The organism is Companilactobacillus farciminis KCTC 3681 = DSM 20184, assembly GCF_002706745.1.
Lineage (GTDB): Bacteria > Bacillota > Bacilli > Lactobacillales > Lactobacillaceae > Companilactobacillus > Companilactobacillus farciminis.
The window spans coordinates 1,720,221-1,734,589 of the sequence record NZ_CP017702.1 but is presented as its reverse complement, the minus strand read 5'-3'; the positions used below and the strand labels follow the sequence as shown (position 1 = coordinate 1,734,589).

Annotated in this window: 17 protein-coding genes and 1 tRNA gene; 11 read left to right on the top strand and 7 right to left on the bottom strand. The window is 35.3% G+C overall.

Annotated elements, in window-relative coordinates:
* Nucleotides 1-12 precede the first annotated feature (12 nt).
* Both LF20184_RS08460 and LF20184_RS08455 read left to right on the top strand, forming a co-directional pair.
* Entirely contained in the window at nt 13-378 is a 366-nt protein-coding gene (locus LF20184_RS08460) for a VOC family protein (RefSeq protein WP_010020245.1), read from the top strand.
* A gap of 20 nt (nt 379-398) precedes the next feature.
* Nucleotides 399-1,352 (top strand): alcohol dehydrogenase catalytic domain-containing protein, encoded by a 954-nt coding sequence (locus LF20184_RS08455; RefSeq protein WP_010020244.1) that lies wholly within the window; start codon nt 399-401, stop codon nt 1,350-1,352.
* A gap of 139 nt (nt 1,353-1,491) precedes the next feature.
* Here the strand turns inward: LF20184_RS08455 and LF20184_RS08450 are convergent, their stop codons facing one another.
* Complete coding sequence (locus LF20184_RS08450) at nt 1,492-1,905, bottom strand: Lrp/AsnC family transcriptional regulator (RefSeq protein ID WP_010020243.1); 414 nt, start codon at nt 1,903-1,905, stop codon at nt 1,492-1,494.
* Between the two features lie 155 nt (nt 1,906-2,060).
* On the opposite strand from LF20184_RS08450, the gene LF20184_RS08445 reads away from it, so the two are divergent.
* On the top strand, nt 2,061-2,993 hold the full coding sequence (locus LF20184_RS08445) for an ATP-binding cassette domain-containing protein (RefSeq protein ID WP_010020241.1): 933 nt from the start codon (nt 2,061-2,063) through the stop codon (nt 2,991-2,993).
* Nucleotides 2,993-4,519: an ABC transporter permease/substrate-binding protein gene (locus LF20184_RS08440; RefSeq protein ID WP_010020239.1), complete on the top strand. Its 1,527-nt coding sequence runs from the start codon at nt 2,993-2,995 to the stop codon at nt 4,517-4,519. The genes LF20184_RS08445 and LF20184_RS08440 overlap by 1 nt, the downstream gene beginning before the upstream one ends.
* A 25-nt stretch (nt 4,520-4,544) precedes the next feature.
* Here LF20184_RS08440 and LF20184_RS08435 read toward each other — a convergent pair whose 3' ends face one another.
* Complete coding sequence (locus LF20184_RS08435) at nt 4,545-4,925, bottom strand: winged helix-turn-helix transcriptional regulator (RefSeq protein WP_010020238.1); 381 nt, start codon at nt 4,923-4,925, stop codon at nt 4,545-4,547.
* Nucleotides 4,926-5,074: 149 nt separating this feature from the next.
* On the opposite strand from LF20184_RS08435, the gene LF20184_RS08430 reads away from it, so the two are divergent.
* On the top strand, nt 5,075-5,824 hold the full coding sequence (locus tag LF20184_RS08430; RefSeq protein WP_010020237.1) for an SDR family oxidoreductase: 750 nt from the start codon (nt 5,075-5,077) through the stop codon (nt 5,822-5,824).
* Between the two features lie 16 nt (nt 5,825-5,840).
* Nucleotides 5,841-6,113, top strand: coding sequence for a 50S ribosomal protein L27 (rpmA, locus tag LF20184_RS08425; protein WP_010020236.1), 273 nt, complete (start codon nt 5,841-5,843; stop codon nt 6,111-6,113).
* Between the two features lie 60 nt (nt 6,114-6,173).
* Here the strand turns inward: rpmA and LF20184_RS08420 are convergent, their stop codons facing one another.
* From LF20184_RS08420 to LF20184_RS08410, 3 genes are all read right to left on the bottom strand, one after another.
* Nucleotides 6,174-7,163 (bottom strand): tRNA dihydrouridine synthase, encoded by a 990-nt coding sequence (locus LF20184_RS08420; protein WP_010020234.1) that lies wholly within the window; start codon nt 7,161-7,163, stop codon nt 6,174-6,176.
* Between the two features lie 229 nt (nt 7,164-7,392).
* Complete coding sequence (locus LF20184_RS08415) at nt 7,393-8,001, bottom strand: histidine phosphatase family protein (RefSeq protein WP_010020233.1); 609 nt, start codon at nt 7,999-8,001, stop codon at nt 7,393-7,395.
* A gap of 95 nt (nt 8,002-8,096) precedes the next feature.
* Nucleotides 8,097-9,269, bottom strand: coding sequence for a multidrug effflux MFS transporter (locus LF20184_RS08410; RefSeq protein ID WP_010020232.1), 1,173 nt, complete (start codon nt 9,267-9,269; stop codon nt 8,097-8,099).
* 227 nt (nt 9,270-9,496) lie between these two features.
* Between LF20184_RS08410 and LF20184_RS08405 the strand changes: the two genes are divergently transcribed.
* Complete coding sequence (locus tag LF20184_RS08405) at nt 9,497-10,492, top strand: tRNA dihydrouridine synthase (RefSeq protein ID WP_010020231.1); 996 nt, start codon at nt 9,497-9,499, stop codon at nt 10,490-10,492.
* A 39-nt stretch (nt 10,493-10,531) separates the two neighbouring features.
* Here the strand turns inward: LF20184_RS08405 and LF20184_RS08400 are convergent, their stop codons facing one another.
* A complete protein-coding gene (locus LF20184_RS08400; protein ID WP_010020228.1) occupies nt 10,532-11,485 on the bottom strand; it encodes an aldo/keto reductase in 954 nt (317 codons plus the stop codon).
* 164 nt (nt 11,486-11,649) lie between these two features.
* On the opposite strand from LF20184_RS08400, the gene LF20184_RS08395 reads away from it, so the two are divergent.
* Nucleotides 11,650-12,132 carry a MerR family transcriptional regulator gene (locus LF20184_RS08395; RefSeq protein ID WP_010020227.1) on the top strand — a complete coding sequence of 161 codons (483 nt, stop codon included), beginning with the start codon at nt 11,650-11,652 and terminating at the stop codon, nt 12,130-12,132.
* A 118-nt stretch (nt 12,133-12,250) separates the two neighbouring features.
* On the top strand, nt 12,251-12,559 hold the full coding sequence (locus LF20184_RS08390) for a hypothetical protein (protein ID WP_010020226.1): 309 nt from the start codon (nt 12,251-12,253) through the stop codon (nt 12,557-12,559).
* Between the two features lie 40 nt (nt 12,560-12,599).
* Here LF20184_RS08390 and LF20184_RS08385 read toward each other — a convergent pair whose 3' ends face one another.
* On the bottom strand, nt 12,600-13,505 hold the full coding sequence (locus LF20184_RS08385; protein WP_029606545.1) for a hypothetical protein: 906 nt from the start codon (nt 13,503-13,505) through the stop codon (nt 12,600-12,602).
* Nucleotides 13,506-13,805: 300 nt separating this feature from the next.
* Here LF20184_RS08385 and LF20184_RS08380 point away from each other — a divergent pair, with 300 nt between their 5' ends.
* On the top strand, nt 13,806-14,129 hold the full coding sequence (locus LF20184_RS08380; RefSeq protein ID WP_010020224.1) for a hypothetical protein: 324 nt from the start codon (nt 13,806-13,808) through the stop codon (nt 14,127-14,129).
* 132 nt (nt 14,130-14,261) lie between these two features.
* Nucleotides 14,262-14,333, top strand: a tRNA-Gln gene (locus LF20184_RS08375).
* Nucleotides 14,334-14,369: the final 36 nt, after the last annotated feature.

The following is a 14,369-nucleotide window of genomic DNA, read 5'->3' as shown; positions in this document are numbered from 1 at the left end:
AGGAATTTTAATATGAACAACAATAACGTAAATTGGTTTGAAATTGGAACAGATCATCCTCAAGAAACAATGGATTTTTATAGCAAAATGTTTGGTTGGAAGTTCCAGGAATATACAGATATGGAAAATGAATATTATAATATCATTGAACCAGGCAATGAATATCCAACTGGTGGTATTTTGGGTACAGCTGGTAAAATTGCTGAATATTCAACATTCTATACGTTAGTAAGTGATGTTGATAAGGTAATTAAGGCAGCCAAGGATAATGGGGCAACCGTTATTTGGGGTCCTGTTACTGATAAGACAGGTTTAACTTTTGCCAGATTAAATGACAGTACTGGTCATCAATTTGGCGTATTTTCAGCAGGTCAATAGAGAAAGGGTGGTAATAATTTATGAAAGCAGTCGTCGTTTCTAAAGCTGGTGGTCCTGAGGTATTGGAATATAAAGAAGTTCCGACGCCAGAAATAAAAACTGGTTGGTCATTGGTAAAAATTAAAGGATTTGGAATCGTTCACTCTGAAATTTTTACTCGACAAGGTAAGTCTCCTTCAGTCAAGTTCCCACGAATCTTAGGTATCGAATGTGTCGGAATTATCGAAAAAACTACTGATGCTCAGCGTTTACCAGTAGGACAAAAAGTCATTGCCATGAACGGTGAAATGGGACGTGATTTTGACGGTAGTTATGCTGAATATGCACTATTGCCAAATGAAATAATTCATCCAGTTACAACGGATATTCCTTGGGAAGATTTGGCAGCTATTCCGGAAACTTTTCATACTGCTTATCGAGCATTATTACAACTTCAAATCGACAAAGCTGATTCATTATTGATTCGTGGAGGAACTAGTGGCGTTGGAATTGCTGGTTTGAAATTAGCTAAGGCAATCAATCCTAATATTAAAGTTTGGGGTACATCTAGAAAAGCAACTGCTAAAGAAGAAATCCTCCAGCTAGATTACGATGGCTTTGTCTTGGATGATCATCAGAAATTGCAAATGGATCAACCGGTCGAACGGATTTTTGATTTGGTTGGTGCAGCAACGGCTATAGATTCCATGAATAATTTGAAACCATTTGGTATTGCTAGCATTACTGGCGATATGGGTGGAGTCTGGGATATTGACCATTTTGATCCCGTCACGGCCATTCCAAATGATCGCTATATGACATCCTTTGCCAGCTATGTAATTGACGAAGGTCAGTTGAATGATTTATTGAAATTGATTTCTGATAAAGACGTCGATGTTCATCCGGTTAAAGTCTTCTCATTGAAGCAACTTCCTGAAGCACACGAATTTTTAGAAAATCAAATTAAACCTGGTAAAGTTGTGGTTTTACCATAAAAAGAGACCTCATAATCGTTAATTAGTCTAACGGTTATGAAGTCTTTTTGATTTGCTTTAAAAAATAAAATATTTAATGGAAATACTTTATTTTATATCTGTAGCTTTAAATGAATTTCAATTAAACTTATTCAGTTGCCTAAATTAATTCGGAAATAACATCTAAAACTTTGTAATTGGCATATTTGTTTAATTTTTCTAAGAATGTATTTAATTCATCATTGGAATGAAAAGCGCCATGAATCATGTAGTTCATTTCACCAGATATTTTGTAATGATGACGAATGGAATTTCTTTGAGAATGGATGAATTGTAAGTACTTTTCGTGACTATAATATTCCATTTGCGTTTCAATAAAAACTTGATGTGTATAGCCCATTTTGTCCAAATTAACTTCGATAGTGTATCGTTCAATGATGCCTTCAGCTTCTAACTGCTCGATACGAGTATTTACGGCCGGAGGAGTCATATTAACGATTTTGGCTAATTCAGTTTTAGTGATGCGACAATTGCGATTTAATTCTTTGAGTATTTTTTGATCAATGTTGTCCATGTTGTTCCCCCATTAAGATAACTATATTATATGACGAATTATTGGTAAATAGGTGATGACAAACAAGTATCAAAATATAATCGTGCTAATTTTTTGTCTAAAAGTCAGAAGATAATTATTATTAAAGTAAGTTAGTTTTAGAGAGGGGAAATAAATTGATAACTTATAAGAATGTCGGGATGAAGTACGGTCAAAATACGATTTTGCATGATATCAATTTAACAATCAACGACGGTGAATTATTTGTTCTCGTTGGTCCTAGTGGTAGTGGAAAAACTACTTTATTGAGAATGCTTAACCAATTGACTGTGCCGACTGATGGGGATGTTTATTTTGCCAATCGTAAAATAAAAGATTATGACGTTCAGAAATTGCGTCTGGATATGGGTTACGTCTTACAAGATAGTAGTCTATTTCCAAATTTGAACGTTGAAGATAATATTGCCATTCAATTGGAACAAAAAGGTGTATCTAAAGCTAAAAGACATCAACGAGCAGCTGAATTATTGGAATCAGTTGAACTTGATCCCAAAAAATATGCTAAACGAATGCCTTCAGAATTATCTGGTGGACAACAACAACGTGTCGCCATTATTCGGGCTTTGGCAACTGAACCGAGCTTGATTTTGATGGATGAATCGTTCAGTGCTTTGGATCCAGTTTTGCGTAAGAAGTCACAAGATTTAGTTTTAAAATTACATCAACAATTTAAAACGACGATTGTCTTTGTTACTCACGATATGCAAGAAGCTCTACGAATGGGTCAAAGGATCGCTGTTTTGAACAAAGGCGTGATCCAACAAATCGGTACGCCACATGATATCATGCAACATCCAGCGACTGACTTTGTCCGTCAATTCTTTGATTCAAAGACTCCTCACTGGTGGAATATGGACTTTTTGATTGAGTCAGGATTATTGAGAGAAATTTCTTTTGATGAAAAGCTGCCAGTTGTGACTGAATTTAAGCAGTTGATGAATAAACTTCGCGAAGTAAATCAATTTGATTTTCAATATCAAAACAAAGGTTATTCGATGACCGCTCAAGAATTGATTGCCTATTTGGGACAAGAAGGGGGTAGTCGCTAATGCAAATGTTGATGCAAACAATTGTTGAACAACGCGGGGAAATTTTGAAATCCTTGTATCAACACATTGAAATCTCATTTATTTCTTTATTGATTGCGATGCTGATTGCCATACCGATTGCAATATTATTACGAAATCATCGACGATTCGGTGAGATTGGTTTACAAATTGCTGGGATTATTCAAACGATTCCTAGTTTGGCTTTGCTAGGTTTGTTGATTCCAATCGTAGGTATTGGTACAGTACCAGCGGTAGTAGCTTTGACAATGTATGCCATTATGCCGTTGTATCAAAACACTTATTCTGGTTTGACTAATATTGATCCAAACTTGGAAGAAGCGGCAGTGGCCTTTGGTTTATCAAAGTGGAAACGACTGCAGCGTTTGGAATTTCCATTAGCTTTACCGATGATAATTTCTGGAATTAGAATTGCTCTAGTTATGATCATTGGAACCGCCACTTTAGCTGCCTTCATTGGTGCTGGTGGCTTGGGTGATTACATCATGCTCGGTATTCAACAAAACAATAATTACTACCTAATTATCGGTGGTGTTTTATCAGCCTTACTAGCCTTTATTTTCAGTGGACTATTGAAGTACATGGGTTCAACGAAAAAACGTATTTATGGCGGTGGAATCGTTGTTTTATTGTTCCTGTTAGGAATTGGTGGTACCCGGGTTTATCAAGCTGTGAAACCACAACCTGTCAATATTACGATTGCTGGAAAACTCGGTAGTGAACCAGAAATTTTGATGAATATGTATAAAGATTTGATTAAACAAGACCAACCAAATGCCAACGTTACTTTAAAGCCTAACTTTGGTGGTACGACATTCTTGTTCAAAGCCTTGAAGAAAAATCAAATTGACGTTTACCCAGAATTTACCGGAACAGTTTTGGAAGCTCTAGTCAATTACGATAAACCAACGCCGAAAAATCCCAAGACGACTTATAAAATTGCTAAAAATAAGTTATCTAAAGAAGAAAACATGGCTTTCTTGAAACCGATGGAATATGAAAATGGTTACGATTTAGCTGTTACTAAAGAATTCTCAAAGAAATACAACGTTACTAAATTAAGTGACCTAGAGCGAGTCAACGACAAAGTTAAAGCAGCCTTCGATCCTGACTTCTCCAATCAACCAGATGGTTATTTAGGCTTAAAGAAGAAGTACAATCTGAACTTTGCTTCAATCAACCGAATGGAACCAAGCTTGCGCTATAAGGCGATTGCTCATAAACGTGTTAATTTGGTCGATGGATATACGACTGATCCGCAAGTGCAACAGTATGATTTAGTCGTTTTGAAAGATGATAAGCATTTCTTCCCACCATATCAAGGTGCGCCTTTGATGAATAGCGACTTTGCTAAGAAGAATCCTAAGGTAGTGAAGAGTTTGAATAAATTGGCTGGTAAAATTTCAGCTGAAGATATGCAAAAGATGAATTATCAAGTTTCAGTGAAGAATAAAAAGGCTAGTGTCGTTGCTCACGATTATCTAGTTGAACATGATTTATTGAAGTAAAAAAAGCAGCTAAGCGGCTGCTTTTTTATTTCGTCCATTTTTCGTGATCCAAATACTCCAATTTAATATTTTGTCCGTTGTTGTTTAACTGTTGAGCTTGCTGTTCTCCCCAATAAGACATTGATCCTAAAACCTTTGCTAAAGAATGACCAGTAGTTGTCAAACTATATTCAACATGTGGTGGAACTTCGTTGAATACTCTTCGATCAATAATTTCGTCTGCTTCTAATTGTTTTAGCTGTTCAACTAATACCTTTGCGGATATACCTTTTACACGTCTTTGCAATTCTAGCGTTCTTAGAGGACCGTCGATTAAATGACAAATTATCAGTGGTTTCCATTTAGTACCAAGTATTTTCAATGTTAATGAAGCACCATTAGTAAACTCATTTTTTGCTTTTGCCATATTTTTCCCTCCATGATACTTACCTGCAAGTTAATAACCCACTTTAAAGTGCGTTCTAGAATAATTTGAATAATGATTTATGATATAAATATTGTTTTTATCTTAACAAGTATATCAATAGAAAGGTTATAGGTCTCAGATAATCAATTATGAAAAATATTCAGGGTAAAACTATCATCATTACTGGTGCTTCAAGTGGTATCGGAAAAGCTACTGCTGTTAAATTAGCTGAAAATGGTGCACAACTAGTTTTGGCTGCAAGAAACGAAGCTAAATTAAAAAAAATCACAAAAGATTTAATTGAAAAATACGACATTAAAGCTGTATATAAGGTCACTGACGTTACTCAGGAAAAAGATATTAAAGACTTAGTAAATTTCACAATTAGTAATTTTCATAAAGTGGATGTGTTGTTTAACAATGCTGGATTAATGCCTGTTTCATTACTTCGAGATGGTAAATCGGATGAATGGGAGAGGATGATTGACGTTAATCTGAAAGGTGCTCTATATGGAATTAAACATGTTTTGCCAATCATGGAGAATCAACATAATGGTCAAATTATTGTCACCGATTCAGTAGCTGGTCATTTCGTAGGTGCAGGCTCTGCTGTTTATTCAGCTACTAAATTTGCCATGCGAGCTATTATGGAAGGCTTACGTGTAGAAGAAGTGGGAAATGGTATCAAATCAACTTTGATTTCACCCGGTCATTCCCAAACGAGTTTAGCTTCTACCATTAGTGATGAAAAAATGAAAGCAGACGTCTTAAAAAATGAAACAGATGCTGGTTTGAAAGCTGAAGATGTAGCCAACGCTGTGGTGTATGCAATCAGTACTCCTGATAATGTTGGAATCAATGAAATAATTTTACGTTCTACTAATCAAAGAGATTACTAAAAAGAGGAGAAATATTATGTTAAAAATGAATTTACAATTCTTTGCTCACCATAAAGGTGGTGGATCCACATCAAACGGTCGCAATTCAGCTGGTCGTAGACTCGGGGCCAAAAGAGCAGATGGTCAAAGAATAAAAGCAGGTTCTATTATTTATAGGCAACGAGGTACTAAGATTCATCCTGGGACTAATGTTGGTCGTGGAAGTGATGATACATTGTTTGCCTTAAAAGCTGGTACTGTAAAATTTGAAAGATTAGGGAGAAATAAGAAACAGGTCTCCGTATATTAAGCTTAAAAAATTATCGTAAAAAAGATTGTATTCTGAAAAATTCAAAATACAATCTTTTTTTTACTTTTGAAACTTATTTAGAATTTCTCGTACTTCATCAGTTGAGTTAGCTTGTAACATTTCATTCCTCAAATCGGTAGCGCCTAATTCTGGGCGAGCGTAGATTTTGAAGAAACGTTTCAAGGCTGGAAAACGGGGAACGTCGTAGTGAGTGGCAAACTTGTCGAATAGGTCCAACTGCATTCTCAAAAGTCCCAACAATTCATCTAATGAATGCTCTTTAGGTACTGGTTCAAAGGCAAAAGGATTGTGGAAGACACCACGGCCAATCATGATTCCATCTAGTCCGGGATGTTCTTGAGCTAATTTTAATCCTGCTTGGAAATCTTCGACATCTCCATTAATTTGGATGAGGGTTTCTGGAGCAATTTCGTCACGCATTTTGATAATGTCGTCGATAACTTCAAAATGAGCAGGAACTTTACTCATTTCCATCTTGCTACGTAAGTGAATCGTCAATAGATCAACGTGTTGTTCTAGCAAAAAAGGAATCCATTCTTTGAATTCTTCCGCCTTACTGTATCCAAGACGAGTTTTGATGCTGACAGCGAGATTAGTTTTTTTAGCAGCTTCAACGATTTTTATTAAGTCGTCGTGATGTCTGATTAAGTCGCTGCCACCGTGATTTTTGATAACAGTTTTATCGGGACAACCAGTGTTGATATCGATTGCGGGAAAGCCTTGTGATTGGATAGCCTGACCAGCAGATTCAAAGTCCTCTGCGACGTTACCCCACAATTGAACAACGAGTTTCTTTGATTCAGTTTTATCAACATATAAACGTCCGTCAACTGGAAATTTAGTTGTTGGATCAGTGATACCTTTAGCGTAGACGAATTCACTGAAAAAAGTATCTGGAGCATAAGCTTTAGCGATTACTTGTCGAAAAACCGTATTGCTGACGGCTTCCATAGGTGCCATTGTGAAAAAGGGGCGGTTTTCTGATTTAGCTTTGGCGGCAATATCCGGCCAGAAAGTTGATTTTGTCACGTTTAATTACTTCCTTACTATTTGAAAAAATTAACTACATCATTATATATTACTTGTTTTTAAAGTGTTAGGCTAATGTTTAGTTTCAAAAAATACTGTAATAATTGTTATTTATTGTTATAATGTAGTTGATACATCAAACAAGGGATGACTATTCTCGGTTATTCCGTATCCAAAAAAGCACTAGGTGTGGTCACCTAGTGCTCTTTTTGTGTCCTCATTTTTAAATCTAAATGTTTTCTAGTCGTCCGTAATAACCTAAATAAGTACGACCAGTTTTGTTAGAGATTTTAATTTGCGTTACTGAAGCATTGATTGGCTCCAAAATATCTTCAATGTCTGGTGTTTCAGTAACTAGTTGTACAAAAGAACGAGTCACGAAACCATGGCAGACAACTAGAATCTTTTTATCGCCTTTATTGCTCATGTCGTCAATAAATGATTGTAAACGATCCAACACTGATTGATAAGTTTCAGCGTTTTGTGAATAATCTGAATAATTTTTAGTTAAATAGCCATTTTCGTCGAAGCAATTAGGATATTTTTCGTGAACGTCGTCAGCCAAAAGACCGTCCCATGATCCATAATTGATTTCTCTTAAGCGTTTGTCAGTTTGAATTTCTAAAGTATCTTGATTCAAAATAGCGGCAGTTTCTTGAGCACGCTTTAATGGACTGGCAAAGATTTCGTCAAAGTCGTTGATATTGAGATGTTCTTTTAAATGTTCAACTTGTTTTTTACCAGTTCCATTTAAACTCAAGTCAGTTGCGGAACCGTTGATTTTACCAGTATAGTTAGTGTCAGTTTCACCATGTCTTACGATGTATAGTTCGACCATAATTAGCCCCCTTAAAGATTATGTTTTTAGTATTTCATTAATACGCTTACAATGCAAATTAAAAAAAACTACCGCAAATTGCGATGCTTGTAAGATTATTTCTTTTTTAAACCGATTGGCAAGTAAATTATTAGCATAATCAAGCTGGTTACTAATATGAAGCTTGGTAAAGCATAAATTGTTCCGTTGTGAATAAAGCTAACAAGATAGGTCAATAAGCTGACAATTAAATAATAGCCGAGACTAAAAATCCCGCTGGCACTACCAATAATATCTTCGTAGCCTTTTAAGGCCAAATTCAAAGTAATTGGCAAAGTCGTGTTTAAACCTAAAAAAATTAAGAAAAAGCCGACAATCATTAAGTGTACTTGGTCGAATTGTAGACTTATTAACAGTAGTAATGCAGATATCACACTGAAGGTTAATCCTAATAGGGCAATTGTTTCAGATTTGATATATTTGACAGAAATATTAACGATAAAAGCACCGATTAAACTAGCTAGAGCTATTGTTAGACCTAGAGAACCATACTTGACTGATGAAAAGCCGAAATGTTCTATAAAGATAAAGGGTGCTTCTGAATAGTAGCCAAAGAGTATTCCATTGATGCCACCAATCAAAATACCATATCCCCAAACAATTGGATCTTGAAGTAACTTAATAGTAACTTTTAATAGTGAAATTCGTTTGATTTTATTGGTATCTCTTGTTTCAGGTAAGCGAGTATAGCTGTATAGCAAAACTAAAATGGCCATCATGATCAAGCCACTGAAGACATTTTTATAACCTAAGTAGGTTTCAATGGCACCACCAATCAGAGGACCAAAAGCTGGTGATAAAGCCATTGCAGCACCAACTTTGGAAAACACTTGGGTACCTTTAATGCCATCAAAACTTTCACGCATAATAGTTTGGGTGACGACTGAGCCGACACTGCTACCTAATGCTTGGATAAATCGTGAAACTAATAAAAGTTTGAACGTGGGACTGAAATACAAGCCGACATTTCCGATTAGATAGACAATGATGCCTAAATTCATAGCTTTTCGACGACCAATTTTGTCTGATAATTGTCCCCAGAAAAATACTCCTAGGGCAAAAGCAATAAAATAGATACTCATGGTGAGTTGAGCTGTAGAGGCTGATACATTCATATTGGTACTAAGTTGTGGCAGGACAGGTGTGAAAATTGATTCACTGATCTGTGGAAAACCTACCAGAACGATAATTAATAAAATAGATGGTACGGTATTGCGGACGTTTTTCATTTTAGACTCCTAAATTTTATTTTGCTGAAAAACGTCCTTCATCATTTGCAGGCATACAAGCCATGATGTTTGATAATTCCATGGTTTTCACCTAATTTCCTAAAGTCTGCTTAGTATGATATAGAAATAATTATATAATTGCAAATTAAAACTTAAAGCTTGCAATAAACTGACCAAACTCGGTATAGTTGATAGTATTGTAATTTATTGTGATAGGAAGTGAGAATGTGACCCAGTCAGCATACTGGAATCGCATCGCCAAAAAAGCTAAAGAAGAGAATCGTCCTTTCTTTAGTTTGGCACCAATGGAAGCTGTAACTGGCTCAGTTTTTCGTCGAGTCGTGATGAAAGCCACAGTTCCAGATAATTTTTATACTGAATTTACTAACGCTTTGAGTATCACTCATCCGTTAGCTAAAGAAACTACTAAGGGTCGTTTGTATATCGATCCAGCTGAAAATCCTAAGCCAATCGTACAATTGTGGGGTAACTCAGAGATTGACTTTGCCAAAGCTGCTAAAGAAGTAGAAAAGCAAGGCTACGAAGCAATCGACATCAATATGGGCTGTCCAGACATTGCCGTTATCAAAAATCACAGTGGTAGTGACTTGATTCGTCATTTCGATACTGCTAAAGAGGTCATTGAAGGTGCTCGTCAAAGTGATTTACCTGTGACTGTAAAAACTCGAATTGGCTACAGCGATGTGCATGAATATGAAACTTGGATACCATTCTTATTGAAACAACAAGTTCCAGTTTTGACAGTTCACATGCGTACTCGAGAAGAAATGAGTAAAGTGCCAGCTCATTATGAATTGATTGATGATCTAGTTCAAATGCGTGACACTTATGCTCCGGATACCTTGTTACAAATCAATGGTGACATTGCCGATTATCAAGCTGGGATTGATTTGGCTAATGCTCACCCAGGTGTTGATGGGATTATGATAGGACGGGGAATCTTTATGAATCCTTATGCCTTTGAAAAAACTCCTCAACATCACTCTGAACATGAATTATTGAATTTGTTGCGCTATCAACTTGATTTGTATGATCAATTTGTTGCCAAAGGAATTCCGGGTCACTTTGCACCATTGCAACGTTTCTTCAAGATTTACGTTCGTGGTATGAAGGGTGCTTCGGCTATTCGAAATGACTTGATGCAAACTAAAACAACTGATGATGCTAGGGCGATTATTGATCGAATCGATCCTGGTGAATAAAAAAACACTCGCAAAAAAATGTGAGTGTTTTTTCGTATATTAAGGTAAATCATTTCCAGCAGCGAAGTATACGTCATACCATTCTTGATTAGTTAAGGTGATATCAGTACCAGCAATACTCTCGTCTAAATGTTTGGGATTCATTGAACCAAGGATAACTTGCATTTTAGCAGGATGGCGTAGAATCCAAGCTGTAGCAATGGCATTTTTGGTAACTCCGTATTTGTCTGCTAATTCTTGTAATTTGTTATTGAGTTCAGGGAACTTAGGATTATCAATGAAAGTTCCTGCGAATAAACCGTATTGATAAGGTGACCAAGCTTGAATCGTCATATTGTGAAGACGGGAATATTCGATGATTTCGCCATCACGATTGATACTTGCGTCGTCTTGCATGTTAGTGTGCAAACCAAATTGAATTGGGCCAGTGTGCATAACACCGAACTGTAATTGATTGATCATTAGTTTTTGGTTAAGTTCTGACTGCAACATTTCTACTTGCATTGGATTGAAGTTGGAAACTCCGAAATGTCTCACTTTACCAGAAGCTTGTAATTCATCAAAAGCATCGGCAACTTCAGAAAGTTCCATCAATGGGTCAGGACGGTGTAGTAAAAATGAGTCTAAATAATCAATTTGCATTCTTTGTAAAATTTTATCGACAGTTTCGATCAAATGTTGTTTAGAAAAGTCGTATCTTTGACCAAAAACTAATTCTCCAGAACTCTTCTTAGGGTCGAGAACAATGCCGCCTTTGGATTGAATGAAGAAGTCATCACGTTTTAAACTAGATTGTTTGAAGGCTTTTCCAAAAATTCTTTCTGAATCGCCGTTGCCATAAATGTCGGCTGAATCAATGAAATTAATGCCTTTGTCGTGAACATTTTCAAGCACGTTAGTAGCTTCTTTAGGGTCTAAACGTACCATACGCATGATTCCTAAAGCAGTTGCGGATACGTTCATTTGGCTATTGCCAAGTTTTATTGTTTTCATTTTATATACTCCTTAATATTTTGTCTTGCTTCAACGATTACTAATATAGAAGTTAGAGTTAGGTCTAAGTCAAGAGAAATACATAAGAAAATTAATTTTATTTGTATTTGAACATTAATACGTATAAAGTTAGAACAGCTGTTAAGAGGAAAGTGAGAATAATTATGTTATATTCCATTGGGCAAGTTGCCGAAAAATTAAATATCAGTACTTATACATTACGTTATTACGATAAAGAGGGACTATTGCCTTTTGTTGATCGAGATGAAAGTGGTCGTCGTGTTTTTAAAGACGCAGATTTCAATTATTTAGAAACAATCAGCTGTATGAAGGAAGCTGGATTGCCAGTTAAGCACATAGCTAAGTTTATTGAATTGTGCTTGGCAGGTGATAAGACACTTGAAGAACGCTATGACTTTTTGGCTGAACAGGAAGCAGATTTGGAAGACCAGATGGCCGCATTGCAACACACATTAGATTTCTTACGTTGGAAAAAATGGTATTACAAACATGCTTTAGCAGCTGGAACCGAAGATGCTAACTACATTCCTGGTACTACTGAAACGAGACCGGAATTAAAAGAAGAATTTAATGGCTTAATTGATCATGGCTTTGATTCCAAAGAGATAGGTTTAATTGATAAGTAAACTTTGAATAAGGAATTTTTTAAATAGTTGAAACTTTTTTATTCAGTTACGGCACAGAATAAATCTCCCAATAGTATAAAATTAAAAATGTAATATACGAAACGGGAGAGATGAAGCTATGAATAATAATATTGTTGTATTACAAAAATTGAAGAAGATTTATCAAAATTATGGTGATACGACTAGTTTTGAAAATGTTCAAGATTATATTTTGAAAGAGACTGTTTTACGCGTCCGAAATATTGAGTATCGCCGGGTTAAGAAAACTGGCTTAGATATGGAGCTTCCAGTAGGTAAGGCTTTAAATGAAGAAATCGTTTTCTTTAATCCAACTAAAGATTTAGTGGATAAATTACCATTGAACGATGTGAAAAAAGATTCGCAATACATTACTAATTGTTTGATTGATTTATTAGAAACTGCATAAAAAATGCATCTCTGAACATACTCAGGGATGCATTTTTTGGCTATTCAGTTTTCGTCTGTAAAATTGGCTTTATCTTTTTCAAGACTACAATCGAGCCTAAGAAGAAAGTTGATGCTAAAATTGCAGTGATTGGTAACATATGGAACATTGATTTAGGTAAAACTAACGCTAGGAGTGGAAAGGCAAATGCTGCTGGTAACTTGATTCTTAGTAATTGTAATAGTATGAAAACTAATGGCATGGCAATCAACGCTGAAACAATCCATGAAGCAATGAAAGTATGAACGAAAACGCCAATGCTGGCAGCTCCGACTAAAGCGATGAAATGTTTAGCGGCCATACGCCATTTGTAATCTGGTTTTTGTAACACTTCAAAAAAGACGACCATGACTGGTGGAATAGCGGCCATTTGTGCGAATCCAAAGAACCAAACTGCTCCGACCCAAATAATTGCCATAATTGTAAAAATTATCATGTGATGTTTTTGAATAGCTTTGTCGGGAGTAGTTTCTTTGTAGCTACCTTGTAAGAAAACGCCGCACATTAAAGCCAACGTGAACAATAAGATAGCAACAATAAAGGACCAGTGAGTGGCGTTAATAATAATAGGTAACAGACCAGTCGCAAATGAAGGGGCTAAATTAGAACGTAATATTTTCAACAAAATTAACATCAGTAATAGTCCAATTAAGACTTTTTGTGCGTAACCGATTGATAATTGATTGACTAAGAATCCAATAATAGCAGTTCCTGAAGGTGCCAAAAAGATTTTTGTAGGTTGGTGGATCCAGCCATCGTTTTGATAGATCCAAGTCCCAGCAGTTAAAGCACCAATTTCTGGCAGAATAATTTCTAAATCATTTAAGAATGTCGCAATTGAAACCATGAAAATAATAAAAAGAAAGCCAATTAAATAATTTCTTTTTTCGATAGTTGATAAGTACATGTAAAAATTGATATCTCCTCTATTTGTGAAAGTTTCTCGCAAAACTAGATTAGTGTAACACATCTTTATACTTTCTGAAAATATTTCGAATATAAAATAATATATTGAATTGATATATTATAAGAATATTTGTATCAAAATCAAATTAATTGTACAAAAAAATCGGTATCATTTTATCTAAAAATAATATGTACATTCTGGATAATATACTATCTTTCTTTGGAAAAGCAGTTAGAATGATAGTTGTCAGAGAGGTTTTGTATAGACAGATACAAGAAATAAACTAAGGAGTGTATTGTTATGAATAATACAGATAAACTAACTAGAACTTACGATATGGATAAGATTGACGATCTTTTGTGTGAATTGGATAATTCAAAGATTCGCATTAATGCATTGATGGACTTTAATTTAAAATTAAAACGTATTAATAATGAACAAATGAATAAAGGACTTTTCTCTAACGAATTTGAGCGATTGAGTCCCATTATAGAATTGTTGAATAATGAATCATTTGAATCATTAGATCGTGCCATTAACATCTTAGAGAATGATATGGAACAAGCTGAAATCAAAAAGCCAGCCTTTAAAGCTAAGGTTAGTAAAGTAGCTGAAAATAAATAGTATTAGTGAGACCATTTTGACTAGTGTATAGTTGAGTGGCCTTTTTTTCGGCTTGAAAAGTGATTATATCAGGATTACTATTGACATTAGGACGTTTTTTTTATAACATTTTACTGTTAGTTTTATTGTTAATGGGCATTCGCCAAATGGTAAGGCAGCGGACTCTGAATCCGCAATTTATTGGTTCGAACCCAATATGCCCAATAAAAAATAAATGAAAGCCTGTTATATCAATCTTTT